Below are 26444 nucleotides of genomic sequence, written 5' to 3'. Positions count from 1 at the left end.
CGCCGCCGCGCTGCCGCGAAGAATGTGACAGATCTGCAACAGACGCCGAATCCTCGCTTGACGGGCTTCCGGCCGCCGATTTTGTCCATTTCCCGCCACAAACGAAGCGCAGCGATCAGGTCTCGAAACGGATGGGGCCGTTTCGCGTTAGCGTGGCGTGTGAGTAGGCATGGGACAGTGCGTCGGGAATTATCTCCGGAAATCAACCGCGGCGAGCCTGCGGGACGATTTTCGAACGACAACGGGCGTCGGCGGTGGCCGCAAACGCGCAGCAGTCGTAGTCTTGCCCGAAATCGCTCCTAAGCTTCCTTTCGTCGCGGCGGATGCAGATCCGTCCTTCGGCGACGTGCGTGGCACGCCCCCGCGGCGGAGCGATGAACCGGTTGTTCACGGTTTCAAGCTCAAATGTCTTACAGGCAAGGCCAGGCCCTCCATGTCGAATGGAGGGATGCGCTGATGTCTGCGGTGTTGTGGAAGAAATACGGAATTATGCAGACATCAGACTGGAAGTCTCCGGCCACATTGCTTCTCTCGGCATTCCTGTTCGTCATGGCGGGAACGGCCGGTCACGCCTTCGACATGAATGCCGGGGTGACGAAGGAATCGGGTCCCTTCGACCTCTTCAAGTTCGGCTTCAAGGCCTACAAGAACGGCCAGAAGGAGGACGCGGTCGAAGCCTATCGCTATGCCGCTGAAAAGGGTCATACCGGATCCCGCTGGGCGCTCGCCAATATGTATGCGGCAGGCGACGGCGTGGTCGAGAATGACTTCGAAGCGTTCAAGATTTATGCGGACATCGCCAGCCAGGGCGTCGAGCCGGGTTCCGAAGATACCGGCTTCTTCGTCAATGCGCTGCTGTCGCTCGCCCGTTACTATCGTCAGGGCATTCCCGACAGCCCGGTGAGGATCGACCTCGCCCAAGCACGCCAGCTCTACTTCCAGGCGGCGTCGACCTTCGGTGTGCCGGAGGCGCAGTTCCAGCTGGCGCGGATGATCCTGGCCGGCGAGGGCGGCAAGAGCAATGTCCAGCAGGCCAAGAAATGGCTGAACCTTGCCCGCAAGGGGGGGCATACGGGTGCCATGGCAGTGTTCGGCAATGTTCTTTTCGAGGAAGGCCAGACGGTGCGGGGCCTCGCCTTCCTCACCGCGGCGCTGGACAATTGTCCTCCGAAGGACTGTGACTGGATGCAGTCACTGCAGGAACAGGCTTTCTCCATCGCCAACGAAGAAGACCGCCGGGTGGCGGTCGCGCTCGCGCCGCAGGTCATCAGCCAGACGGAATAGGTGTGCCGCCGTTCAGGCGAAATCGAACATCGCCGTCACCGGCACATGGTCGGACGGCCGTTCCCAACTGCGCACGTGCTTTTCGATCGTCGCAGACAGCAGGCGGTCGCTCGCTTCCGGCGACAGCATCAGATGGTCGATGCGGATCCCGTTGTTCTTCTGCCAGGCACCGGCCTGGTAATCCCAGAACGAGTAGAGCAGGGGATCGTCACTCGTCGCGCGCACCGCGTCGGTGAGGCCGAGATTCTCCAGCCGTCGAAACGACTGTCGGGTCTTGGGCAGGAACAGGGCATCGCCCTCCCACAGGCGCGGATCGCGGCAGTCGTGCGGCTCGGGGATGACATTGTAGTCGCCGGCAAGGATGAGCGGTTCCTCGAGCGCCAGCCGGCTCTCGGCATAGGCTTTCAGCCGCTCCATCCAGGAGAGCTTGTAAGGGTACTTAACCGGGTCGTCGGGGGGATTTCCGTTCGGCAGGTAGAGCGAGCAGACCCGCACCACGCCCCCTGCGACCGAAAAGACCGCTTCGATGAAACGCGCCTGTTCGTCTCCGTCGTCGCCCGGCAGGCCGCGATTGATTTCGTCGGGCTTCGTCTTCGACAGGATGGCCACGCCGTTGAAGCCCTTCTGGCCATGCGTCTCGACGTGGTAGCCGAGCGCCTCGATCTCGAGGCGCGGGAAGCCTTCGTCGACCGACTTGATTTCCTGCAGGCACAGCACGTCCGGCGCCGAACTCTGCAGCCATTCGCAAAGATTGGCGATGCGTGCCTTGACGCCGTTGATGTTCCAGGTCGCGATCTTCATGGCGTTCACCCTCTCGTCTCGCCTCTACATACCCGACGGTGTGGATTTTGCCATCCGCTTTTGCGGGTTATGCAGGAGCGCGCGCCGAGACGGCCGGCGATCAAACGGAGAAGCTGGTGCCGCAGCCGCAGCTGGCAACAGCATTGGGATTGTTGATCTGGAAGGACTGGCCGAGCAGGTTGTCGACGAAATCGATTTCCGATCCGGCCATGTAGATGAGCGACATCGGGTCGATCAGCACGGTGGCGCCATTGCGGCTGATGACGATGTCGTCGGACTGCGGCCCCTTGTCGAGGTCGAACTTGTAGGAGAAGCCGGAACAGCCGCCGCCTTCGACGGAGACGCGCAACGCGCTCTTGTCCGCTTCACTGGCGACGATCTGGGCGATTCGTTTCGCCGCGGCTTCGGAAAGGGTAACGGTCTGGGTGCTCATCTCGCCTCCTGACGGGTTCAAGGCCCGTGGAAAACTGCTGGAACGGCAGAAAATTCAATGTTCTGACATGCAATGCAGCCATTCTGCCCGAGATAGTAAAGGCCGCCCTTGCGGCCCGTGCTATAAGGGGCATGCCTTGCGGCATTGCCCGCTATAGGTATGAAGGCGGGCCGATGGCGTCAATGGGGAGCGGACAGGACGCGACATGACGATTGATAAAAGTGCACTGGGGTTCGGGACCGGCGAGCGGGCGATTTACGCGACCGATCCCTGGACGACACGCGGCCGGCTGTTTGCCGAAGGCGGCAGTCCGACCCGATCCGACTTCCAGCGCGACCGAGACCGCATCGTCCACACCACCGCCTTTCGTCGGCTGAAGCACAAGACGCAGGTCTTCATCGGTCCCGATGGAGACCACTACCGCACCCGGCTTACCCACACGATCGAGGTGGCGCAGATCGCCCGCGCGCTGGCCCGTGCGCTGAAGCTCGACGAGGATCTGGCCGAAGGCGTGGCGCTCGTGCACGACTTCGGCCACACGCCCTTCGGCCATACCGGCGAGGATGCGCTTCACGAGGTGCTGGCGCCCTATGGCGGCTTCGACCACAACGCCCAGTCGCTCAGGATCGTCACCAAGCTGGAGCGGCGTTATGCCGAGTTCGACGGGCTCAACCTCACCTGGGAAACCCTGGAGGGGCTGGTCAAGCACAATGGCCCGCTGATGACCGAGGCAGGCGAGGGCACGCGCGGTCCCGTGCCGCAGCCGATCCTTGACTATTGCGAGCTGCACGACCTCGAACTGGCAAGCTATGCGGGCCTTGAGGCACAGGTCGCCGCCATCGCCGACGACATCGCCTACAACACCCATGACATCGACGACGGCCTGCGCTCCGGCTATCTGAGCTTCGACATGCTGGAGGAGGTTCCCTTCCTCGCCGGGCTGATGAAGGAGGTGCGGGATCGCTATCCGCATCTCGAGCCCGACCGCTTCACCCATGAGATCATGCGCCGGCAGATCACCCGCATGGTCGAGGACGTGATCGGCGTGGCGCAGGCGCGCCTTGCCGAACTGAGGCCGTGCAGCGCCGCCGATGTTCGCGGCGCTGCACGCACCATCGCCACCTTTTCCGACGAGATGGCCGAGACCGACCGACAGATCAAGAAGCTTCTGTTCAGCCGCATCTATCGCCACCCGGACATCATGCGCATTCGCGCCGGTGCAGCACAGATCGTCACCGATCTGTTCCACGCCTACATGGCCGATCCGGCGTTGATGAAGAGCCACTACTGGGTGAACCACATGGCCGGCCTGAACGAGCCGGCAAGGGCCCGCCATGTCGGCGACTATCTGGCGGGGATGACCGACACTTATGCGGTGCGTACCCACACCGAGCTGTTTGACCGGACTCCCGATTTGCGATAGGCAGCGCAACAATTCCACTCCATTTGCGGGCTATCGAACTGCTTGCGCGGGTACCACGACATGAACCTCTTCGCCGACTTCGAAACGAGAATCAAAACCGCGCTCGAGCAGATCGACAGCATCAAGGAAAAGCGCTCTTCCCTCGATTTCGGCCGCATCGTCGTCGAACCGCCGCGCGATCCGAGCCATGGTGATGCCGCGACCAATGCCGCCATGGTGCTCGCCAAGGCGCTTGGCACCAATCCGCGGGCGCTGGCCGAGGTCATCGGCGACAAGTTGAAGGAAGACGGCGACATCGCCGAGGTGAGCGTCGCCGGTCCCGGCTTCATCAACATCCGCCTGTCGACCGGCTACTGGCAGCGGCTGCTCGCCACGATCATCACCGAGGGCACGGATTTCGGACGCTCGACGCTCGGCAAGGACCGCAAGGTCAACGTCGAATATGTCTCGGCCAATCCGACCGGCCCGATGCATGTCGGCCATTGCCGTGGCGCCGTGGTCGGCGACGCGCTCGCCAATCTCCTGGCCTTTGCCGGCTATGACGTAGCCAAGGAGTATTACATCAACGATGCGGGTGCCCAGATCGAGGTTCTCGCCCGCTCGGTCTTCCTGCGTTACCGCGAGGCGCTGGGCGAACGGATCGGTGAAATTCCCCCGGGCCTTTATCCGGGAGACTATCTCGTCCCGGTCGGCCAGGCACTGGCTGAGGAATTCGGCACGAAGCTGCACGCCATGCCGGAAGAGCAATGGATGGAAATCGTCAAGGAGCGCGCCATCGCCGCGATGATGGTGATGATCCGCGACGACCTCGCGATCCTCAACGTGCATCATGACATCTTCTTCTCGGAGCGCACCCTGCATGCCAACGGCGCTGCCAAGATCCGCACGGCCATCAATGACCTGACCTTCAAGGGGCATGTCTACCGCGGCACGCTGCCGCCGCCGAAGGGCCAGCTTCCCGAGGACTGGGAAGACCGCGAGCAGACGCTGTTCCGTTCGACCGAGGTTGGTGACGACATCGACCGTCCGCTGGTCAAGTCCGACGGCGCCTATACCTATTTTGCCGCCGACGTCGCCTATTTCAAGGACAAGTTCGATCGCGGCTATTCCGAGATGATCTATGTGCTCGGTGCCGACCATGGCGGCTATGTGAAGCGGCTCGAGGCTGTGGCGCGGGCCGTATCGGAAGGCAAGACCAAGCTGACCGTGCTGCTCTGCCAGCTGGTCAAGCTCTATCGCGACGGCGAGCCGGTGAAGATGTCGAAGCGCTCCGGCGACTTCGTCACCCTGCGCGAAGTCGTCGAGGAAGTCGGCTCCGACTCCGTCCGCTTCATGATGCTCTACCGCAAGAGCTCCGAGCCGCTCGACTTCGATTTTGCCAAGGTGACGGAACAGTCGAAGGACAATCCGGTCTTCTACGTGCAGTATGCTCATGCGCGCTGCATGTCGATCTTCCGCCAGGCGAAGGAGGCCTTCCCCGATCTCGACGTCAGCCCGAGTGATTTCGCCGCAGCCGTGGCCGGGCAGATCTCCGATGTGACCGAGCTCCAGCTGGTCGCCAAGCTTGCAGAATATCCGCGCGTCATCGAGGCTGCGGCCCAGTCACAGGAGCCGCATCGGCTGGCATTCTACCTCTACGATCTGGCAAGTTCCTTCCACGCGCACTGGAACAAGGGCAAGGATTCGCCCGAATTACGCTTTGTTAACGATAAAGATAGACAATTGACCATCGCCAGGCTTGGGCTGGTGCATGCTGTCGCCTCCGTTTTGAAGTCCGGTCTGTCCATCACGGGCACCGCAGCTCCGGCCGAAATGCGATAGTATCGTCACCATTTACCCACAATGCACTGGCAAGCGTCGAGTCGCGTAGGGTGAGTGGATCAAGTAATGGTACAAAAACAGGCCGCATTCAGCAGTCGATTGGGGAGCGATAGTTTCGCGGACGATGATCCGTTGGCGGAACTGGCCCGAATCGTCGGCTTCGAGTCGCCCGTTGAGCGTGACGCCGCGCCGACGCGCGCCGCAGAGCCAGAAGAGCCGCAGTTCAATCTGGAAGACGAGTTGCTGCGCGAGTTCGAGGTTTATGATGTGCCTCTGCGAAGCGACGAGGCGCCGCTCCTGGCCGAGCCCGTCGCGGCTGCTCCGTCCCCTGCGCCTGCCGATGCGTTGGAGGATCTGGACGACATCTTCTATCCGGAACCGATGGCCGAACCGGTTGTCGAAGCGCAGGTCGCTCGCGTCGAGCCGGCAATCGCCGCCCCATCCTTTGAGTCCGAAGCGTCCTTTGAGCCCGAACAGCGCGCCGAACCCGTATTGTCCGCCGATCTTGCCGACGAGCTGGAACTGGCCGTTTCCGAACCGGCCGTGACGCTCGATTGGTCGGCGCCCGAGGTGGGGCCGGAGCCGAAGCTGCGGCTCCCCCTTGCCAATTTTGCAGCGCAGCCTGTCGCGCGCGCCGAGCCGCAATTCGTGCGCGAGGAAAGCGTCGAGGCAGCACCCCATGTGGCGGCCGAGGCTGAATCCTCCAACGCGGATAAGCCATCCGCAGTGGATGATTTCTTCGCCAACGAAGTCTTCCAGTGGAACGAGACGATGTCCGGTCCCGCCTCGGCGGTGCCCGTCGCGCCTGTGGAACGCACAGCCGATCCGTTCGGCTTTGATGATCTCGCGGGCCGCTCCGACGAAAGCCACGCGGTCGCGACGGAAGCCGCGCCGGTCCCGGTCGCCGCGCCTGCGGCCCGGACCGAGCCATCTTTTTCCTTCTCCTTTGCCGACGAACTCGCCGCAAACGAGGATTTCTCGGTTTCCGCGCCCGACTTCGCTTCCGCGGCCCCGGCGGCGCGGGTAACTGCGCTACAGTCCGAACCGATCTCCGACCTGACTTCCGACAAGCGCCCGTCCATCGAGGAGGAGGAGTTCGATCCCTTCACCGAAGGCGAGTTCGACCTTGAGCTCGATGACCTTGAGCTCGACCTCTCCGACCTCGAGGAGGACTTCGACGAGCCGGTGGTCGCCCCTATCGCGCCGGTCGTACCGGTCGCTGCACCGGTACGGTCGTTGGCCACCCCGGTCGCGTCCGCTCCTGCGACGTCTTCGGTTGCTCCCGTTCCGGTCACCCCTGTGGCGGTCGCACCTGTGCCGGTCGCGCCGCGTGTGGCTGCCAGCGATGCCGGCTCTGCGCCGGCAAAGCCCGCCCCGGCGGTGTCGCAGATGGCCGACGAGCCGCTGGCCTTCGATCCGACGGAGATCTCCGAGCAGGATGATCATCTCGAATCCATCGCCCACATGGATGTGCCGGAAGTTCCGGTGCCCGAGAGCAAGCCGGCCCCGGTTGCCTATGCACATGATTACGATCTCGACATCGACAACGAGCTGGCGGCCCTGTTCGACCAGCCGTCGACGACGGCGGCCGTAAGCGACAAACCTTCTGTCGCGGCGACGCCGGTATCGCGGGCGACGCCTTCGGCACCGGCACCGGCACCGGTCGCACCCGTCCCGGGTCAGGCGGCCGCGGCAAAGGCCACGTCGCTACCGCCGATGGATGATTTCGATGCCTTCGAACGCGCTTTGGAAGAGGATTTCCGGCACACGCTGGACAGGCCTTCCGACTATGCGGCCGCCAATGCCGGCCGGATCGCCATTCCGATGCAGCCCAAGGGGCTCTCGCGTTTCGGCTCACGCGGTCTTCTGATGGCGGGTACGGCGGCTGTGGTCGTGCTGCTGGGCGGTGGCGCCCTTTATGCCTGGCTGAGCGGTGGTGCAAGCTCGGTGATCTCCTCCGGCGAGCCTCCGGTGATTGCTGCCGACAAGGATCCGGTAAAGATCGTTCCGGAAAATCCGGGCGGCAAGTCGGTCCCGAACCAGGACAAGGCGGTCTATGACCGCGTGGCCGGCGCCGCTGTCGAGGACCCCAAGCAAGAGAGCCTGATATCTTCAAGCGAGGAACCGGTCGACGTCGTGCAGAAGACGCTGATCCCTGAAACCCTGCCGCTCGAAGGCGAGGCGGAAGCGCAGGCGCTCGGTACCCCCGTGGGCGATACCGAGGATCCGAGGCTCTTGCCGGATCAGGCCGGAACGGAACAGGCGCCGGGTGCTTCGACTGAACCCGCGACGATTACCCCCCGCAAGGTGCGCACCATGATCGTCCGTCCGGACGGCACGCTGGTGGCGCAGGAGGCTCCCGAACCGGCGGCATCCGCTCCGACGCTGGACGCGCCAGCCTCCGACGCCGCAGCCGCCGCTCCGCCGTCTGCGACGCCCGCCCTGGCTGCGCCGTCCACCACCCCGGCGACGACAGATCTTGCCCCGCCGGCTGCGACAGCCACGCCTGGCACGCCTGGTCCCGTTCCGACGGCTCGTCCGGCGAGCCCTGCCGAGACCGCGGCTACTCCGGCGGTCGCTTCGCCGGCGGCCGCTCCGGCCCCCGCGCCCGAAGTTGCTGCTCCCGTCGCCGAGACGGCGGCGCCGGCACCCGCGCCGGCCGCAGCAGCGCCGGAACCTGCGGCGGCCCAAACGGCACCTGCCGCGGGCGGCTATTACATCCAGGTGGCGTCGCTGCCGTCCGAAGCAGAGGCGGAAAAGTCCTACAGGAATATCTCGGCCAAGTTCGGTAGTGTCGTCGGCGGTAGGGCCTACGAGATCAAGCGAGCCGAAATCGCCGGCAAGGGCACCTACTACCGGGTCCGTATCTCGGCGGGAACGAAGGCCGAGGCACAGGCGCTGTGCGAGCGCTACAAGTCCGCTGGCGGCAGTTGTCTGGTCACGAAATAACGCAGGCGCTCCACCAGAACGAAAAAAGAGGCGGGAACCGACGGTTTCCGCCTCTTTTCCTGTGTATGACCTATTTGCGTCGCTTCGGCTTTGATCCGTCCCCTCCTATGATTCGGCCATGACAGAGAAACACATGCCCGCAAAAGCAATGATCCTGGGCTGCAGCGGCCTTGCCCTGACAGCCGACGAGAAGGCGTTCTATCGTGACGAACAGCCCTGGGGCTTCATCGTCTTTGCCCGCAATCTCAAGGAGCCGGCGCAGATATGCGACCTCGTCGCCGAGATGCGCGACACCGTCGGCGGGCGCAATGCTCCCGTGCTGATCGACCAGGAGGGCGGCCGGGTGCAGCGCATCCGCGAGCCGATCGCGCCGCGCTATCCGTCCGGCGCCGTGCTCGGCGAACTGTATCGCCGCGACCGTGACCTCGGCCTGCGCGCCGCCTGGCTGATGTCGCGCCTGCATGCCTTCGATCTCACCCGCCTCGGCATCAATGTCGATTGCCTGCCGGTTCTCGACGTGCCGGTGGAAGGCGCCAGCAATGTCATCGGCGACCGCGCCTATGGCAATGATCCCGAAACTGTCGGTGCCATGGGTGAGGCGGCGGCGGCGGGCCTCAAATCCGGCGGCGTCCTGCCAGTGATGAAGCACATACCCGGACATGGGCGCGGCATGGCGGATTCGCATCACGAACTGCCGGTCGTGACGACGCCGCTTGCCGAACTGGAAGAGCATGATTTCCCGCCGTTCAGAAGGCTGCGCAACGAACTCATGGCGATGAGCGCGCATGTGGTATACTCGGCCGTCGATCCGGATCGTCCGGCATCGACCTCGCGCAAGGTGATCGACGAGATCATCCGTGGCTCCATCGGGTTTGACGGTTTGCTGATGTCCGACGATGTATCGATGAATGCGCTCAAGGGGTCGCTAGGCGAACGGGCGGCGGCGATCGTCGCCGGCGGCGGCGACGTCGTGCTCCACTGTAACGGCGTCATGGACGAGATGCGGGCGGTCGCCGCCGAGGTGCCCTTGCTCACCGGCAAGGCGAGGGCGCGCGCCGATGCGGTAGAGGCCGCCTTCGGCGCGGTCGATGGGCTGCAGGAGATTGCGATCCGCGACGAGTTCGACGGGCTGAGGGCGACCGCCTGATGTCGCCCCCGACCGGCAATCCGCATCCTTCGCCAAAGACGAGCAGCACCGCGGCCGCAACGCCCATGGATAACCTGTGGCAGGAGAACGCGGCGGAGCGTCTGACCGGCGAACCTGCGCTTGTCATCGATGTGGCCGGCTTCGAGGGACCGCTCGATCTGCTGCTGTTTCTGGCGCGCAATCAGAAGGTCGATCTTCACCGGATCTCGATCCTGGCCCTGGTCGAACAATATCTCGACTTCATCGAGAGCGCCCGGCGTATCCGGCTGGAACTGGCGGCGGACTACCTGGTCATGGCGGCCTGGCTCGCCTACCTGAAATCGCGGCTGCTCATCCCGCAGCAGGCCAAGGACGAAGGTCCTTCGGGTGAGGAAATGGCAGCGACGCTGGCCTTCCGGTTGAAGCGGCTGGAAGCGATGCGCGAGGCGGCGATGCGCCTGATCAACCGCAACCGGCTCGGCCGCGACGTGCATGCGCGCGGTGCGCCGGAACACGTGCCGACGCGGGTCGACAACGCCTATGAGGCTTCGCTTTACGATCTGCTCACCGCCTATGCCTCGCTCAGACAGCGACAGGCGACCACCCAGGTGACGATCACGCGACGCCGCGTCTGGTCGCTTGCCGATGCGCGCGCCATCCTGACTCGAATGATCGGCGAGATCGGCGACTGGACGGCCCTCGACCATTTCCTTCTGCGCTACCTGCCGACCCCCGCCGAGCGGGTGAGCGCGATCGCCAGCGCCTTCGCCGCCTCGCTCGAACTCGTGCGCGAGGGACGGCTGGAAATCCGCCAGGAGGGGGCCTTCCAGCCGATCTACCTGCGCGGCGGCCCGCGGGCCGGCGAACTGGCGGCGGTGGAGTAGCGCCATGGGGGAGATCAGGGACAAGGACTTCTTCCTGGAGAGCGACGATGGGGAGAGCCCGGAGGAGCGCGATCCTGCGGCGGTTCGTGCCGAGCGCGAGGCGCTCCGGATCGCCGAGGCATTGGTCTTCGCCTCCGCCGGACCGGTGTCCGAGAACTTCATCGCCGATCGTGTGCCGCGCGGTATCGACGTCGGCGCGATCATGCGCCGGTTGAAGGAGGATTATGCTCCGCGCGGGGTCAATCTGGTGCAGGTCGACGACCATTGGGCCTTCCGCACGGCCGCGGACCTTTCGTTCGCCATCCGCAAGGACGAGGCGGAGGTGAAGAAACTGTCGCGCGCCGCGCTCGAAGTGCTGGCCATCATCGCCTATCACCAGCCGGTGACCCGCGCCGAGATCGAGGACATTCGCGGCGTGCAGACGTCCAAGGGCACGCTCGACGTGCTGATGGAGGCCGGCTGGGTGCGCTTTCGCGGCCGTCGCCGCACGCCGGGCCGCCCGGTCACCCTCGGCACCACCCGTGATTTCCTAGACCATTTCGGTCTTGAGGAATTGCGCGATCTGCCGGGTCTCGAGGAGTTGAAGGGGGCGGGGCTGCTGTCCGGCCGTATTCCGGCGAATTTCAACATCCCCCTGCCGCTCATGGGCGACGACCTCGCCGAAGACGAGGATCCGATCACCCAACTCGACCTCGAAGAGCTTGGCCTCTTGACTCCGGGCGGAGAAGCGGACGAATAGCTTCAGGTTTTAAATGGTAACCGGGCGGTGTCCGGATGCACCGGGCGCCTTGCCTCCACGCATCCGCGATCATCGGCCATTCGGGCAATGGAATGGGCGCGCAGACGACGCAGACCGACAATTCGAGGCGAACCGCCGGTGTGACCTTCGCGGCGCGATTGGGCTTCGAGGAGATCCGCCACGGCTATCACGGCCGCGAGACGCTGAGGGGCGTGTCGCTGACGGCCGAGCCCGGCGAGGTTCTGTGCCTGCTCGGACCGTCTGGCTCCGGCAAGACGACGCTGCTGAGGATCGCGGCCGGGATCGAGGCGCAATCGTCCGGCCGGCTGCTGCTCAATGACCGCGAAGTGGCCGGTCCTTCGGTCTTCGTGCCTCCGGAACAGCGCGGCATTGGGCTGATGTTCCAGGATTTTGCCCTCTTTCCGCATATGAGCGTGGTCGAGAACGTGCGATTCGGGCTGACCGCCATGCCGGCGCGCGAGGGAACCGCCGAGGCGATGCTGGCGCTGGAGCGGGTCGGGCTTTCCCACTATGCGCAGAAATACCCGCATGCCCTTTCGGGCGGCGAGCAGCAGCGCGTGGCGCTGGCCAGGGCGCTCGCGCCGCGTCCGGGCGTGCTGCTGATGGACGAACCCTTTTCCGGCCTTGATTCGAGATTGAAGGACACGATCCGTGCCGATACGCTGGCGATCCTGCGGGAGACCCGCGCGACCGCGGTCGTCGTCACGCATGATGCCGAGGAGGCGATGCGGATGGCCGACCGGATCGCGCTGCTGCGCGACGGTAAACTGGTGCAGGTGGGCACGTCAGACGACCTCTATCGCCGACCGAAGGATCTGTTCGCCGCCGCCTTCTTCTCCGAGATCAACGAGTTTTCCGGCGTGGTGCGCAATGGCCACGTGTCGACGCCGCTCGGGGTCGCCGAAGCGAACGGCATGGCCGAGGGCAGGGAAGTCTCGATCGCGGTTAGGCTGTCCGGTGTCGGCGTGAGCGCGGATAGCGGCGTGATCCCGGCGCGCGTCGTTTCGCGCCGCTTTCTCGGCGTGGTCGAATTGCTGGAACTGGCGATTCCCGGCAGCGAGCGCCCGGTGCGTGCGCGCATTCGCGCAGACATCCTGCCGCCGGGTGTGAGGGATGCGACAATCTCGGTCAATCCGCAGGACATTTTGGTGTTTGAAAAAGACTCTGAAACCCCTTACATCGGGGAAACGAAAAACACGGAGTGACGGGTATGGGTTCTTTTAGCATGTGGCACTGGCTGATCGTCTTGGCCATTGTTCTTCTGTTGTTCGGCCGCGGCAAGATTCCGGAATTGATGGGTGACGTCGCAAAGGGCATCAAGAGCTTCAAGAAGGGCATGAGCGACGACGAGGCCGACACGGCCGCGCCGGGCAAGTCCGTCGATCACAAGGCCGACGAAACGAAGTAAACCCTCAATCGGCCGCCCGTGAGGCGGCCGGTCTGCCTCGTTGTTCTGCGCTCTGGCTTACGAAGCGCAGGATACGGCGGGCGGGCAAGGGGACAAGCAGTGCGTCTCCACGACGCGCGTTCCCCGCAAAGCAAGGCTTCAGGAGCCCGTTGAATGCTGGATATTGGCTGGACCGAGTTGCTCGTCATCGCGGTGATCCTGATCGTCGTGGTCGGTCCGAAAGACCTTCCACCGATGATCCGCGCTTTCGGCAAGATGACGTCGCGGCTGCGCCGGACGGCTGGCGAATTTCGAGCCCAGTTCGACGAGGCGCTGCGCGAAGCGGAACTCGACGACCTGCGCAAGTCGGTTGACGAAGTTCGCAGTCTCAATCCGAAGAATGCGCTGCGCGACGCGATCAACCCGCTGCGCCAAGTGGGTGACGAGATCAAGGCCGACCTGAAAAAGGCGACGACGGCGGATGCCAAGGCTGCCGCCGGCATCGCACCGTCCGAGCCCGCGGTCCAGCCCGCGCCCTTGCCGGAAATGCCTTCGCCGCTGACCGGGGTGCCGAACGAATTCGCCCGGCCTATGGCTGATCCCGCGCCTGCTGCGGCTCCGGAGCCTGTCAAGGTCGCTGCGCCGAGCAAGGCGGCGAGCAAGTCCAAGAAACCGGCATCGTCCGCAGACAGCCCTGTCGCCAAGCCGGCGAAATCGACGGCTGCGGCCACGCCGGCCAAGGCGAGCCGGGCAAAGCCCGCGACGGTCGAGACCGCCGCAGCCAAGCCGACGACGCCGAAGAAGCCCCGCAAGCCGAAGAACGAGGAGCCCGCATGAGCGGCGACATCGAAGACAAGCCGCAGCCGCTCGTCGAGCATCTGATCGAACTGCGCTCGCGCCTGATCTGGGCGCTGGGTGCGTTCTTCATCGCCTTCATCGGCTGCTTCGCCTTCGCCAAGCAGCTCTTCAACATCCTGGTCGTCCCTTACAAGTGGGCGGTGCAGTGGGCAGGGCTCGATCTGGCCAAGGCGGAACTGATCTATACCGCACCGCAGGAGTTCTTCTTTACTCAGGTCAAGGTGGCGATGTTCGGTGCCGTCGTGATCGCCTTTCCGGTGATCGCGGCACAGATCTACAAGTTCGTCGCGCCCGGTCTCTACAAGAACGAGCGGGCGGCCTTCCTGCCGTTCCTGGTCGCATCGCCGATCCTCTTCCTGCTCGGCGGCGCTCTCGTCTATTTCTTCTTCACGCCGATGGTGATGTGGTTCTTCCTCGCCATGCAGCAGGCGCCAGGTGAGGGCGAGGTGGCCATCTCGCTGATGCCGAAGGTTTCGGAATATCTGAGCCTCATCATGACGCTGGTCTTCTCCTTCGGTCTGGTCTTCCAGCTGCCGGTCGTCACCACGCTTCTGGCGCGTGTCGGCATCCTCGAAAGCCAGTGGCTGGCCGACAAGCGCAAGTATTTCATTGTCGTCGCTTTCGTCGTCGCCGCGGTGCTGACCCCGCCCGATCCGATCTCCCAGATCGGTCTTGCTTTGCCCACGATCCTTCTCTACGAGGTAGCCATCTATGCTGCGCGACTCGTGGAGCGTCGCCGGGCCGCCGAGACTTCGGTTGTCGCGGACGAGGCGGGCGAGCAGGACAGCGCGTAAATCGCGCCGTTCGTCCTCCTCCACTCCCGAGCTTGCATCCATGGGGCCGGACAGGGCGCCCGCCAGGTCCGATCCGACGATCACGAGAGATGACCTGGAACGACGATGCTTGATATCAAATGGATCCGCGACAATGCCGAAGCCCTCGATGCCGCTCTGGCCAAGCGCGGTGCAGAGCCTCTGGCCGCCAGGCTGATCGCGCTGGATGAAAAACGCCGCTCCGTCGTCCAGTCGCTGCAGGACATGCAGGCCCGCCGCAATGCCGCCTCCAAGGAGATCGGCGCGGCCATGGGCAAGAAGGACATGGACCTCGCCGAGAAGCTCAAGGCCGAGATCGCCCATTTCAAGGACATCATGCCGACGGCGGAAGAAGAGGAACGCCAGCTGACGGCGGAGCTCACCGACCAGCTGTCGCGCATTCCCAATATTCCGCTGGAGGACGTGCCGGTCGGCAAGGACGAGCACGACAATGTGGTCAAGCGCGTCGTCGGCGAGAAGCCCGGCTGGAACCATGCGGCCAAGGAGCACTATGAGCTCGGCGAAGCGCTGGGTTACATGGATTTCGAGCGGGCCGCCAAGCTGTCCGGTTCGCGTTTCACCGTCCTGACCGGCCCATTGGCCCGGCTGGAACGCGCCATCGGCCAGTTCATGCTCGACTTGCACACCAGCGAGCACGGTTACACCGAAGTCTCCTCGCCACTGATGGTCAAGGACGAGGCGATGTACGGCACCGGGCAGTTGCCGAAGTTCGCCGAGGACCTGTTCAAGACGACCGACGGGCGCTGGCTGATCCCGACGGCGGAGGTGACGCTCACCAATCTCGTTTCGGGCGAAATCCTCGATCAGGACAAGCTGCCGCTACGCTTTACCGCGCTCACCCCGTCCTTCCGCTCGGAAGCGGGCTCCGCTGGCCGTGACACGCGCGGCATGCTGCGCCAGCATCAGTTCTGGAAGTGCGAACTCGTGTCGATAACCGATGCCGACAGCGCGATCGACGAGCACGAACGCATGACCGCCTGCGCCGAGGAAGTGCTGAAACGCCTTGGCCTGCATTTCCGCACCATGACGCTGTGCACCGGCGACATGGGTTTTGGCGCGCGCAAGACCTATGACCTCGAAGTTTGGCTGCCCGGCCAGAACACCTATCGTGAAATCTCGTCCTGCTCGGTCTGCGGCGATTTCCAGGGCCGACGGATGAACGCCCGCTATCGCGGCAAGGACGGCAAGGGCACGACCTTCGTCCATACGCTGAACGGTTCGGGCACGGCTGTCGGCCGGGCGTTGATCGCGGTCATGGAGAATTACCAGAACGAGGACGGTTCGATCACCGTTCCAGACGTTCTGCTGCCTTACATGGGTGGCCTGAAGAAGATCGAAAAAGCGGCTTGAGGCGGAGTTTTCATGCGTATTCTCCTGACCAATGACGATGGCATCCACGCCGAGGGCCTGGCGGTTCTCGAACGGGTTGCCCGCACGCTTTCGGACGATGTCTGGATCGTGGCGCCCGAGACCGACCAGAGCGGGCTTGCGCACTCGCTGACGCTGTCGGAGCCGCTCAGGCTGCGCAAGATCGACGAGAAACGCTATGCGCTGCGCGGCACGCCGACGGATTGCGTGATCATGGCGATCCGCGAGATCCTGCCCGAAAAGCCGGACCTCGTCCTGTCCGGTATCAATGCCGGTGGAAACGTCGCCGACGACGTGACCTATTCCGGCACGGTCGCAGGCGCAATCGAGGGCACGCTGCAGGGTGTCCGCTCGATTTCGCTCAGCCAGCTCTATGAATATGACAATGGCGGCCGTGTCATTCCCTGGGAAGTGGCCGAAACGCTCGCTCCCAAGCTTCTGGCGCAGCTGCTCAAGGCCGAGCTGCCGCCGGGAACCTTCCTCAACGTCAACTTCCCGCGCTGCGCGCCCGCCGAGGTCCAGGGGATCGAGGTGACGTCGCAGGGCAAGCTCGATTTCGGTCTCGAGGTCGAACAGCGCGCCGATGGCCGCGGCTTTCCCTATTACTGGCTGCGATTCGGCGATCGCGGCAGCAAGTTCCGCGAAGGCACCGATCTGCAGGCTCTCAAGGAAGACAAGATCTCGGTCACCCCGCTGAAACTCGACATGACGGACTATGCCGCCCAGGACAGCATTGCCCGGGCGCTGGGCTTCGGAGCAGCCGATTGAAGCCGGGCATGCTGGAGAAGGAGGGCTTTGCCGCGCTGGTTCTCAGGCTCCGGGCGGAGGGGATATCCGATCTCGATCTCCTGACCGCTGTCGAGCAGACGCCGCGCTCGCTCTTCGTTCCGCCGCAGTTCTCCGAACAGGCCTATTCCAGCCGCTCCATTCCGATCGAATGCGGCGCCTTCATGGAAGGCGCCGACCTTGCCGTACGGCTGCTCGCCCAACTCCATGTCAAGCCCGGCCAGCGCGTGCTGGAGATTGGCACCGGCAGCGGTTTCATGACCGCCGTACTCGGTCGTCTGTGCGAGCGCGTCATGTCAATCGACCGCTACAAGACGCTGATTGCCGCCGCCCAGAGCCGCATGGACGGTCTGGGTCTTCGCAACGTGGTGCTGCGTCAGGCCGATGGCAGCAATGGCTTGACGGGCGAGGGGACCTTCGACCGCATTGTCGCCACCGCGGCTTTTCCCACCATGCCGCGCTTCCTGGCCGACCAGCTGGTATCCGGCGGCGTGCTGCTCGCGCCCCTGATGACCGGCGAGGAGACCTGCATGATGATGCGTCTGACCAAGACGGGAAGCCGCTTCGACCGCGAAGACCTGTTCGAGGTTCCTTACCTGCCGCTCGTCCCCCGGCTCGCATCCTTCCTTTGACGCCGTCGTAAGGGGCCCTGGTGCGCCTGCGAATGTTCGACTTCTCGAAAATAGTTCACGGCGATTCTCTTCGATTAACCGGCCAGTAACACTAACGCGCTTTAATCATAGCCACATCAAGTTGCGTAATAAGTGGGTCGAGTTATGCGTATGAGTGTATCGCCGAAATCCGGACTGCCCGTCACCCGTATCCTTGTGGCGATGTTGCTTGCCAGCGCTGCGACCGGCTGCAGCTCGGATGCGTCGCGGTTTAGTTCCGTATTCTCCACCGACAGTCTGACGACGGCGTCCATTCCGCGCCGCAACGTCGTTGCCAGCCCCATGCCATCGGCCGATGTCGGCGGCATGCAGCCGGCGGCCCAGGCGGATTATTCCAGTCGTCAGCAGGCGGTCAATCAGCCCTATCCGAGCCAGCCGGCCTACGCGCCATCCTCGGCAGCCCGTGCAGCCGCAGCACCCGTCGCCGTCCAGCGCGGCGAACTCGCGGCTCCGGCAGGGGCGGCCACCACCAAGTCTGCCGAGCGCGCCGCAGCCCTCGGTCAGCCCTTCCCCTCGGCACCCGCCCAACAGCAGACGGCGATGCTCACGCCTCCCGCTGCCGGCGATACGCTGACCACCGGCACGACCAGGACGGCCCCGGCCTGGAGCACGGCGAACGCGGCACGCGTGACGCTGAAGCGCGGCGAGACGATTTCGACACTGTCCGGCCGCTACGGCGTCCCGGAACGGGAAATTCTAAAAGCCAATGGCCTGACCCATCCAAGCGACGCGGCCACGGGTCAGCTGGTGCTGATCCCGAGCCCGGTCGGTCAGGCAAATGCGGCCCGCGCGGCGGCAGATGCCTCGGTTCTCCCCGATGGCGGCAAGAAGCCGACCCTGCCTCAGTCGCCGGAACAGAATGTTGCGGTCCTGCCGACGGCTCCCTCTTCTCGCGAGAAGTTGCAGGGCCCGGCCTCGAGCGCCACCGGCAAGGCTGTCGCCGGTGGGGGCGAGGGCGCTGCTCCCGGCAAATACGTGGTCAAGGCAGGGGATTCCCTCAACAAGATCGCCAAGGCGACCGGTACGCCGATCGACAGGCTGAAGGCGGCCAATGGCCTGACGTCGGCCAATATCCGCATCGGCCAAACCCTGACGATCCCGGCCGGCGAAGCGCCGGCCCAGGTGGCATCGACGGCGCCTGCAACCGATCCGGTCAAGACGTCGACCATCCCCGCCGGCAAGGCTGACCCCAAGGGCAATGCTCCGGCAGCCTACAAGGCGCCTGCCGCGACCCAGTCGGTCAGCGAGGTCGCTTCGGTCGATCCGAAGGAAGAGGCACCCGAAACGACGGGCATCGGCAAGTATCGCTGGCCGGTCCGCGGCGCGGTCGTCGCCGGCTATGGCGCCAATGTCGACGGCAAGCGCAATGACGGTATCGACATCTCTGTTCCGGCGGGAACGCCGGTCAAGGCAGCCGAGAACGGCGTGGTCATCTATGCCGGCAACGGGTTGAAGGAGCTTGGCAATACCGTTCTCGTGCGCCACGACGACGGAACGGTCACGGTCTACGGCCATGCCGACGGGCTTTCCGTGCAGCGCGGCCAGAAGGTCCAGCGCGGCCAGCAGCTCGCCACCTCTGGCATGAGCGGCAGCGCCAAGCGCCCGATGCTGCATTTCGAGGTTCGCAAGGATGCGACCCCGGTCAACCCGATGACTTTCCTGGATTAAGTTTCGCGTCCCAGGCAAGCGGTGAAAAGGTCCGGTATCACCGGGCCTTTTCTCGTTTCAGGCGCGGTCCATGGAGATCCGTAGCCGACCGGCGAGGTCCTGGATGTACTGCCAGGCCACCCGGCCCGACCGTCCGCCGCGCGTGGTCGCCCATTCGAGCGCCTGGTGGTGCAGGTCTTCGCGATCCAACGGCAGTTTGAAATGCGCTGCATAGCCGTCGATCATCGTCAGGTAGTCGTCCTGGCTGCACTTGTGGAAGCCGAGCCACAGGCCGAAACGATCCGAGAGCGAGACTTTTTCCTCGACCGCCTCCGACGGGTTGATCGCCGTCGACTGCTCGTTCTCCATCATGTGCCGCGGCAGGAGATGCCGGCGGTTGGACGTCGCATAGAAGAGCACATTGTCCGGCCGCCCCTCGATGCCGCCGTCGAGCGCCGCCTTCAGTGACTTGTAGGCCGTATCGTCATGGTCGAAGGACAGGTCGTCGCAGAACAGGATGATGCGATGCGGCGTGTCCTTGAGCAGGTCGAGAAGGGCGGGCAGCGTGGCGATGTCCTCGCGGTGGACTTCAACCAGCTTCAGCGAAATGCCGGTTTGCCCGCGGATATCGGCATGCACGGCCTTGACCAGCGAAGACTTGCCCATGCCGCGCGCGCCCCACAAAAGGACATTGTTGGCCGGATAGCCTTCGGCGAAGCGCAGCGTGTTCTCATGCAGGATGTCGCGCACGTGGTCGACGCCGCGGATCAGCGACAGCGCCACGCGGTTCGGCCGCCTGATCGGCTGGAGATGGCTCCGGGCCGGCGACCACACGAAACAGTCGGCGGCTGTCCAGTCGTTCTCCGCCGGCGGCGGCCCGGCGAGGCGCTCGACCGCCGCGGTCAGGCGGCGCAGTTCTGCAAGCAGGATCTGGTTTGCTTCTTCGGACATCGTGACCTCCTCGACATGGCGCCGCCACGGCGCCGGGCGGCATTTCGCCGGCGGTAGCATGGCCTTTTGTGAGCCGAAAGGGTAAGAGGCTGTAAAACGGTACTGGCCGCCGCTGTTTTTGTTGCATTCACAGGTCCCGGCACTATATTCCGGCGACCTGAAGCGGGGGCGAGGCTGCCCGCGATCATCGCAGTCTAGGGAGTTATTCCATGTTCATTACGCAAGCCTTCGCTCAGGACGGTGCTGCCGCCGGCGGTGCATTCGGTTCCGGCCTCGAAATGCTGTTCCTCTTCGCCCCGCTCATGCTGATCTGGTACTTCCTGCTGATCCGTCCGCAGCGCCAGCAGATGAAGAAGCGCGCCGAGACGCTGGCCTCGATCCGTCGCGGCGATCAGGTGGTACTGGGCGGCGGCATCATCGCCAAGGTGACCAAGGTCGTGGATGACAACGAGGTCGAGGTCGAACTGGCCGACGGCGTCAAGGTTCGCGCACTGCGCACCTACATCGCCGAAGTGCGCGTGAAGGGTGAGCCGGTCAAGACCGACGCTGCCGCCTGATCGCTGAGAACACTTTGCAGCCGGCCTTGACGGTTGCTTTTCTTTTCGATGGAAACCATCCGACTTCGAGAGTTTCATGCTGTATTTTTCGCGCTGGAAGACAATCTTCATCTGGTTCACCGTCCTGGTGAGTGTCCTGGTGGCCGTGCCCAATCTTTTCAGCGATGAGCAGCTTGAGGCTTTCCCGTCGTGGATGCCGACCAAGAAGGTGACGCTCGGTCTCGACTTGCAGGGCGGCTCCCACATCATGCTCAAGATCGAGCAGGCCGACATCATCAAGGAGCGGCTGGAAACGACGGTGGGCGACATTCGCGCCGCGCTGCGTGAAGCCGGCATCCGCTATACCGGCCTTTCCGGAGTCGGACAGCAGGTCCAGGTCCGCATCACCGACGCGGACAAGGTCGAAGCGGCCAAGCAGGCGCTGTCGTCGCTTTCCGAGCCGGTGAGTGTCGGCGGCCTGACAGGTGGCACCATTCAGGAAGTCACGCTTCAGGAAGACGGCACCCTGTTGCGCTTCAACCTGACGGATGAGGGCATCGCGTACCGTACCGGTTCCGCGCTCACCCAGTCGATGGAGGTCGTGCGCCGGCGTGTCGACGAACTCGGCACGACCGAGCCGCTGATCCAGCGCCAGGGCAATGACCGGATCATCGTCCAGGTGCCGGGCCTGACCGATCCGCAGCGCCTCAAGGCGCTTCTGAACCAGACCGCGAAGCTTTCCTTCCACATGGTCGACATGAGCATGCCGGTCGAGGAAGCGATCAACGGCCGACCGCCGGCGACTGCCGAAGTCCTTTATTCGGTCGACGACCCGGCGGTGCCCTATCTCATCGAGAAGCGCTCCCTGGTGTCGGGCGAAAATCTCGTCGACGCGCAGGCCAGCTTCAACCAGCAGACCAACGAGCCTGTGGTCACCTTCCGCTTCGACAGCAGGGGTGCCCAGCGCTTTGCCCAGGCGACCCAGGAGAATGTCGGCCGTCCCTTCGCCATCGTCCTCGACGACCAGGTCATTTCGGCCCCCGTCATCCGCGAGCCGATCATCGGCGGCTCCGGTCAGATTTCCGGCAATTTTTCCGTCGAGGGCGCCAACGATCTCGCCGTCCTGCTGCGCGCCGGCGCGCTTCCCGCGACCCTTACCGTGGTCGAGGAGCGCACCGTCGGTCCGGGACTCGGTCAGGATTCGATCAATGCCGGCGTCCTTGCCAGCGGCATCGGCGCGATCTTCGTCGTGCTTTTCATGCTCGGCTTCTACGGAACCTTCGGCGTGATGGCCAACATCGCGCTGGCGGCCAATATCGTGATGATCCTGGCTCTGTTGTCGCTGCTCGGCTCGACGCTCACCCTGCCGGGCATCGCCGGTATCGTCCTGACCATGGGCATGGCGGTCGACTCCAACGTCCTCGTCTACGAGCGCATCCGCGAGGAGGCCAAAAGTGGCAGATCGCTAGTCCAGTCGATCGAGGTCGGCTTCAACAAGGCCTTCGCAACCATCGTCGACGCCAACCTGACGACGCTGATTGCCGCCGCCGTGCTGTTCTTCCTCGGCTCCGGCCCGGTCAAGGGTTTTGCCGTAACCCTGGCCATCGGTATCGTCACCACCGTCTTCACCGCCTTCACCATGACCCGCTGGCTGATGGCCGTCTGGTTCCGTTGGCAGCGTCCGAAGCACCTGCCGAAGGGCGTCCGCACCGGCATGTTCGACGCGCAGAACATCCGCTTCATGGCGATCCGTCGCTATACCTTCGCGGTGGCCGGCGCGCTGTCGCTCATTTCGCTGGTCGGCTTCACGACACTGGGCATGAATCTCGGCATCGACTTCCAGGGCGGCTCGATCATCGAGGTCAAGGCGCGTTCGGGCCAGGCCGATATTTCCGATATCCGCGACCGGTTGAGCGAACTCAATCTGGGAGAGGTCCAGGCCCAGGGTTTTGGTGATCCCGCCAGCGTTCTGATCCGCATTCAGGCCCAGGAAGGCGGCGAGAATGCCGAGCAATCGGCGATCACCATGGTTCGCGGCGAACTCGAGGACGCCTATGAGTTCCGACGGGTCGAAGTGGTCGGTCCGGCCGTTTCCGCCGACCTGACCAAGATGGCGACCATTGGCGTCGCAGCGTCGCTGCTCGCCATTCTGGTCTATATCTGGTTCCGCTTCGAATGGCAGTTTGCGCTGGGTGCGATCATCGCCACACTGCACGACGTCATCCTGACGCTCGGCCTCTACGTCTTCCTCGGTATCGAGTTCAACTTGACCAGTATCGCGGCGATCCTGACGATCATCGGCTATTCGCTGAACGATACTGTGGTCGTCTACGACCGAATGCGCGAAAACCTCAGACGCTACAAGAAGATGCCGCTCGATGTGCTGATCGATATCTCGGTCAACCAGACGCTGTCGCGAACGGTTCTGACGGGCTCGACCACGCTTCTTGCTCTGATCGCCCTATACATTTTTGGCGGCGAGGTGATCGCTTCCTTCACGCTGGCGATGATCTTCGGCGTGGTGATCGGCACCTTCTCGTCGGTCTATATTGCCGGTCCGGTGCTGATCGCCTTCAAGCTGCGTCCGGAGACTTTCCAGGAACGGGACGCGGAAGTCGAGGCCGCCCGTCCGGTTTCGGGCAAGGTCGAGGCTTAAGGCCAATGTCGTCGTTCTCGCCGTCCGGCAAGGGGATCGTGGTTCGTCCGGCTCATTTTCCCGGGCGCGCGCCGATCGATTCCTACGGCAATGGCGGGTTCCGCTTCGCCGACATGTCGCATCGCGGTTCATTGCTGATGCTCCCTTCCGGGATCTACGGTTGGGAGATGGACGTGGACATGCCGTTGACGGTCGAGAACTTTCGTCGCGTGCTGGAGGATGCCGCCGAGATCGAGGTGCTGCTGGTCGGCACGGGTTCGCAATTGCGCCTGCTTCCGGCCGAACTCAAGGCCGCGCTGAAGGCCAAGGGCATTGCCAGCGATCCGATGGGAACGGGAGCCGCGGTTAGGACCTACAACATCATGCTCGCCGAGCAGCGGGCCGTGGCGGCTGCCCTGATCGCCGTTTGAACCGGGAAGACGTCCTTGAGCAAGGTCGAGACAGCAAAGGGCATCCTCGAGATGTCGGCACTGCGCGACACCGATCGCGACCGCTATCTCGCCTGCCTGTTGACGCCGGCTTTGAGGCGCGATGCAGTGGCGTCGCTCTATGCCTTCAATGCCGAGATCGCCCGCATCCGCGATCTCGTGCGTGAGCCCCTGCCCGGTGAGGTGCGTCTGCAATACTGGCGCGACCTGCTCGCGGGCGCCGCCCATGGTTCGACCGAGGCCAATCCCATTGCCGCAGCGCTCCTGGAGACCATCCGGCAGCATCAACTCCCCCTGACCGCGCTGACCGCCATGATCGAGGCCCGCCTGTTCGATCTCTACGACGACCCGATGGAGACGACCGGGATGTTCGAGGGCTATGCCGGGGAGACGGCGGCGGCGCTCATCCAGCTTGTCAGCCTGGTGCTCGATCCGAAGGCTGCGGCAGATGCGGCGACGATCGCCGGCCATGCGGGCGTCGCGCAGGCGATTGCCGGAAGCCTTCTGCTGATGCCGGTTCATCGGGCGCGGGGCCAGCTCTATCTGCCGCTCGAGATCCTTTCGGCGGTCGGGCTTGATCGCGACGGCTTCCTGGTCGGTGACGACAAGCCGCGGATTTCGGCCGCGATCGAGGCCTTTGCCGGGCTGGGCCTGGATCATCTGCGCAAGGCGCGCCACGGGGGGCCTCTGCCGAAGAGCCTGGTCCCGGCCTATCTGCCGGTGGCATTGTCCGAGACCGTGCTCATTCGAGCGCGGAAGGCAGGCTGGGCCGTCTTTGACGGCGACTTGCGGGAGCCGCAATGGCGCCGGCAGTTGCGCCTGCTGCGCGCCACCTTGATCGGGCGCTTCTGACGCGCCACATTCGCGCAAGGCTCGGCTGTTAAGTCCTCCAATGAAGAACGTGTCGGCGGATGTCCGGCCAAAGCGGGAGGCAAGGCGTGGCGTCGATTACCTGGATCGTTATTTTCCTGCTGGTGGCTGTCTTTGCCTACTATTCGACGCGTATGGCAAAGCAGGCCAATGAGGATGATCTGCACGACTCGGGGCTTGCGATCGTCGAATTCGGCCGTGCCTTTCCCAACGAGGCGATCCGCAGCCTGCACGCCACCGAGGACGGACGCGCCGTGTTCGTGCGGCTGCACGACAACAAGGCCGGGCTCATGCGCAACATGCGCAGCCACTATGCCTGCCATCTGATCGAGCCGGGAACGGTGCGCGTGCGCGACCTGCCGAACGGCCGGGGCTTCGCCATCGAGTTCCTCGATGCGCCTTTCCACAATGGTGAATTCACCTTCGCGACGCCGATCGAGGCCGCGGAGGTCTCGCTTTGGCTGCTGGGCAATTATGTCGGCCATGCCGAGCGGGATGCCCCGGCTGGGGCTATCCCGACGGCCTGACCCGCCACGGTCTGTTCCGTCAGCGTCTCAGGCGTGTTCGCGGGCCAGCCAGACCTTGCAGTCGTCGAGCGCCCGGGCGGCCATCAACTGCCGTTTCATGATCGTCTTGTCCTTGCCTCGAAAGCGCTTGATGCCCTCCGGCTTGACGATCGACCCCGGAGCAAGGTCCGGAAACAGCCCGAAATTGATGTTCATTGGCTGGAAGGAGCGCTTGCCGGGCTCCTCGTCGCTGACGAGATGGCCCCCGGTAATATGGTTGAGCAGGGAGCCCATGGCGGTCGTCTGTGGCGGCGGGACGGGCATTTCACCCTTGCGCCCGGCGGCTGCGAAGCGACCGGCGAGGAGCCCGATCGAGGCACTCTCGACATAGCCTTCACAGCCGGTGATCTGCCCGGCAAAGCGAAGTTCCGGCCGGCTTTTCAGCGCCAGCGTCGGATCCAGCAGGACAGGGGAGTTGATATAGGTATTGCGGTGAAGGCCACCGAGGCGGGCGAATTCGGCGTTCTGCAGTCCCGGGATCATCCGGAAGATTTCCGCCTGCGCGCCGTAGCGCAGCTTGGTCTGGAAGCCGACCATGTTGTAGAGCGTGCCGAGCGCGTTGTCCTGGCGCAATTGCACGACCGCATAGGGCTTGACGGTCGGATTGTGCGCGTTGGTGAGGCCCATCGGTTTCATCGGCCCATGGCGCAAGGTTTCGCGGCCGCGCTCGGCCATCACCTCGATCGGCAGGCAACCGTCGAAATAGGGCGTGCCTTCCCACTCCTTGAAGCCGACCGCGTCGCCGGCAATCAGCGCATCGATGAAGGCATTGTATTGCGCTTCGTCGAGGGGGCAGTTGATGTAGTCCTTTCCCGTGCCGCCGGGCCCGACCTTGTCATAGCGTGACTGGTACCAGCAGATGTCCATGTCGATCGAGTCGCGATAGACGATCGGCGCGATCGCGTCGAAGAAGGCGAGGGCGTCTTCGCCCGTTTCCGCGCGAATCGCCTCGGCGAGATCGGGCGACGTCAGCGGGCCGGTTGCGATGATTGTCGAGCCCCAGTCCTTTGGCGGCAGGCCGGTGATCTCTTCACGCACGACGGTAATCAGAGGGTGTGCCTCGATCGATTGGCTCACCGCCTCGGCAAAGCCGTCTCTGTCGACGGCCAGTGCGCCGCCGGCCGGCACCTGGTGTTTGTCGGCGCAGGCCATGATGAGTGATCCGGCAAGTCGCATCTCTGCGTGAATGACGCCGACGGCATTAGCGGTCGCGTCGTCCGAGCGGAAGGAATTGGAGCAGACCAGTTCGGCAAGGCTGTCGGTCTTATGCGCGTCGGTGCCACGCACGCCGCGCATTTCGTGGAGAATGACCGGAACGCCGGCCTCGGCCGCCTGCCAGGCGGCTTCCGATCCGGCGAGCCCGCCGCCGACGACATGAATGGGGGGAAGAGTGCTTTTCATCATGG

General features: G+C 64.2%; 24 protein-coding genes. 20 read left to right on the top strand and 4 right to left on the bottom strand.

Annotated elements, in window-relative coordinates:
- Positions 1-489 precede the first annotated feature (489 nt).
- A complete protein-coding gene (exoR, locus tag RHIZ70P_RS10150) occupies positions 490-1284 on the top strand; it encodes an exopolysaccharide production regulator ExoR (protein WP_115670188.1) in 795 nt (264 codons plus the stop codon).
- A 12-nt stretch (positions 1285-1296) separates the two neighbouring features.
- Here exoR and xth read toward each other — a convergent pair whose 3' ends face one another.
- Positions 1297-2085, bottom strand: coding sequence for an exodeoxyribonuclease III (xth, locus tag RHIZ70P_RS10145; protein WP_115670187.1), 789 nt, complete (start codon positions 2083-2085; stop codon positions 1297-1299).
- A gap of 100 nt (positions 2086-2185) precedes the next feature.
- Positions 2186-2518, bottom strand: coding sequence for an iron-sulfur cluster insertion protein ErpA (gene erpA / locus RHIZ70P_RS10140; RefSeq protein WP_115670186.1), 333 nt, complete (start codon positions 2516-2518; stop codon positions 2186-2188).
- Positions 2519-2723: 205 nt separating this feature from the next.
- On the opposite strand from erpA, the gene RHIZ70P_RS10135 reads away from it, so the two are divergent.
- The 14 genes from RHIZ70P_RS10135 to RHIZ70P_RS10070 all read left to right on the top strand — a co-directional run bounded on the left by RHIZ70P_RS10135 (position 2724) and on the right by RHIZ70P_RS10070 (position 19052).
- On the top strand, positions 2724-3941 hold the full coding sequence (locus RHIZ70P_RS10135; RefSeq protein WP_115670185.1) for a deoxyguanosinetriphosphate triphosphohydrolase: 1218 nt from the start codon (positions 2724-2726) through the stop codon (positions 3939-3941).
- Between the two features lie 60 nt (positions 3942-4001).
- On the top strand, positions 4002-5762 hold the full coding sequence (gene argS / locus RHIZ70P_RS10130) for an arginine--tRNA ligase (RefSeq protein WP_115670184.1): 1761 nt from the start codon (positions 4002-4004) through the stop codon (positions 5760-5762).
- 132 nt (positions 5763-5894) lie between these two features.
- Positions 5895-8711 (top strand): SPOR domain-containing protein, encoded by a 2817-nt coding sequence (locus RHIZ70P_RS10125; RefSeq protein ID WP_115670183.1) that lies wholly within the window; start codon positions 5895-5897, stop codon positions 8709-8711.
- Between the two features lie 133 nt (positions 8712-8844).
- Entirely contained in the window at positions 8845-9858 is a 1014-nt protein-coding gene (gene nagZ, locus RHIZ70P_RS10120; protein WP_419178284.1) for a beta-N-acetylhexosaminidase, read from the top strand.
- Positions 9858-10721 carry a segregation and condensation protein A gene (locus RHIZ70P_RS10115; protein WP_115670181.1) on the top strand — a complete coding sequence of 288 codons (864 nt, stop codon included), beginning with the start codon at positions 9858-9860 and terminating at the stop codon, positions 10719-10721. The genes nagZ and RHIZ70P_RS10115 overlap by 1 nt, the downstream gene beginning before the upstream one ends.
- 4 nt (positions 10722-10725) lie before the next feature.
- The gene (scpB, locus tag RHIZ70P_RS10110) at positions 10726-11460 is read left to right on the top strand and encodes an SMC-Scp complex subunit ScpB (protein WP_115670180.1); all 735 of its coding nucleotides are present in this window, start codon (positions 10726-10728) and stop codon (positions 11458-11460) included.
- Between the two features lie 92 nt (positions 11461-11552).
- Positions 11553-12686 (top strand): ABC transporter ATP-binding protein, encoded by a 1134-nt coding sequence (locus tag RHIZ70P_RS10105; RefSeq protein ID WP_115670179.1) that lies wholly within the window; start codon positions 11553-11555, stop codon positions 12684-12686.
- 5 nt (positions 12687-12691) lie between these two features.
- Positions 12692-12889, top strand: coding sequence for a twin-arginine translocase TatA/TatE family subunit (locus tag RHIZ70P_RS10100; protein ID WP_115670178.1), 198 nt, complete (start codon positions 12692-12694; stop codon positions 12887-12889).
- 153 nt (positions 12890-13042) lie between these two features.
- On the top strand, positions 13043-13705 hold the full coding sequence (tatB, locus tag RHIZ70P_RS10095; RefSeq protein ID WP_115670177.1) for a Sec-independent protein translocase protein TatB: 663 nt from the start codon (positions 13043-13045) through the stop codon (positions 13703-13705).
- Complete coding sequence (gene tatC, locus RHIZ70P_RS10090) at positions 13702-14520, top strand: twin-arginine translocase subunit TatC (RefSeq protein ID WP_115670176.1); 819 nt, start codon at positions 13702-13704, stop codon at positions 14518-14520. Before tatB ends, tatC begins: the two co-directional genes overlap by 4 nt.
- A 105-nt stretch (positions 14521-14625) precedes the next feature.
- Complete coding sequence (gene serS / locus RHIZ70P_RS10085; RefSeq protein WP_115670175.1) at positions 14626-15909, top strand: serine--tRNA ligase; 1284 nt, start codon at positions 14626-14628, stop codon at positions 15907-15909.
- A 12-nt stretch (positions 15910-15921) separates the two neighbouring features.
- A complete protein-coding gene (gene surE / locus RHIZ70P_RS10080; protein WP_115670174.1) occupies positions 15922-16695 on the top strand; it encodes a 5'/3'-nucleotidase SurE in 774 nt (257 codons plus the stop codon).
- Positions 16696-16703: 8 nt separating this feature from the next.
- The gene (locus RHIZ70P_RS10075; RefSeq protein WP_181903989.1) at positions 16704-17345 is read left to right on the top strand and encodes a protein-L-isoaspartate(D-aspartate) O-methyltransferase; all 642 of its coding nucleotides are present in this window, start codon (positions 16704-16706) and stop codon (positions 17343-17345) included.
- Positions 17346-17489: 144 nt separating this feature from the next.
- The gene (locus RHIZ70P_RS10070) at positions 17490-19052 is read left to right on the top strand and encodes a peptidoglycan DD-metalloendopeptidase family protein (RefSeq protein WP_115670172.1); all 1563 of its coding nucleotides are present in this window, start codon (positions 17490-17492) and stop codon (positions 19050-19052) included.
- A 57-nt stretch (positions 19053-19109) separates the two neighbouring features.
- Here RHIZ70P_RS10070 and RHIZ70P_RS10065 read toward each other — a convergent pair whose 3' ends face one another.
- Positions 19110-19982 (bottom strand): ATP-binding protein, encoded by an 873-nt coding sequence (locus RHIZ70P_RS10065; protein ID WP_115670171.1) that lies wholly within the window; start codon positions 19980-19982, stop codon positions 19110-19112.
- A 209-nt stretch (positions 19983-20191) separates the two neighbouring features.
- Here RHIZ70P_RS10065 and yajC point away from each other — a divergent pair, with 209 nt between their 5' ends.
- The 5 genes from yajC to RHIZ70P_RS10040 all read left to right on the top strand — a co-directional run bounded on the left by yajC (position 20192) and on the right by RHIZ70P_RS10040 (position 24999).
- Entirely contained in the window at positions 20192-20539 is a 348-nt protein-coding gene (gene yajC / locus RHIZ70P_RS10060) for a preprotein translocase subunit YajC (protein ID WP_115670170.1), read from the top strand.
- 76 nt (positions 20540-20615) lie between these two features.
- On the top strand, positions 20616-23174 hold the full coding sequence (secDF, locus tag RHIZ70P_RS10055; RefSeq protein ID WP_115670169.1) for a protein translocase subunit SecDF: 2559 nt from the start codon (positions 20616-20618) through the stop codon (positions 23172-23174).
- 5 nt (positions 23175-23179) lie between these two features.
- On the top strand, positions 23180-23584 hold the full coding sequence (locus tag RHIZ70P_RS10050) for an Mth938-like domain-containing protein (RefSeq protein ID WP_115670168.1): 405 nt from the start codon (positions 23180-23182) through the stop codon (positions 23582-23584).
- 51 nt (positions 23585-23635) lie between these two features.
- Complete coding sequence (locus RHIZ70P_RS10045) at positions 23636-24454, top strand: phytoene/squalene synthase family protein (protein ID WP_115670239.1); 819 nt, start codon at positions 23636-23638, stop codon at positions 24452-24454.
- 86 nt (positions 24455-24540) lie between these two features.
- Positions 24541-24999, top strand: coding sequence for a hypothetical protein (locus tag RHIZ70P_RS10040; RefSeq protein WP_115670238.1), 459 nt, complete (start codon positions 24541-24543; stop codon positions 24997-24999).
- A gap of 27 nt (positions 25000-25026) precedes the next feature.
- On the opposite strand, the gene trmFO is transcribed toward RHIZ70P_RS10040, so the two are convergent.
- The gene (gene trmFO, locus RHIZ70P_RS10035) at positions 25027-26442 is read right to left on the bottom strand and encodes a methylenetetrahydrofolate--tRNA-(uracil(54)-C(5))-methyltransferase (FADH(2)-oxidizing) TrmFO (protein WP_115670167.1); all 1416 of its coding nucleotides are present in this window, start codon (positions 26440-26442) and stop codon (positions 25027-25029) included.
- Between the last annotated feature and the right edge of the window lie 2 nt (positions 26443-26444).

The sequence above is a fragment of the Paenirhizobium selenitireducens ATCC BAA-1503 genome, assembly GCF_900492185.1.
Taxonomy (GTDB): domain Bacteria; phylum Pseudomonadota; class Alphaproteobacteria; order Rhizobiales; family Rhizobiaceae; genus Allorhizobium; species Allorhizobium selenitireducens_A.
The sequence above is the reverse complement of the archived record's forward strand: the minus strand, read 5'-3'. Positions and strand labels throughout refer to the sequence as shown.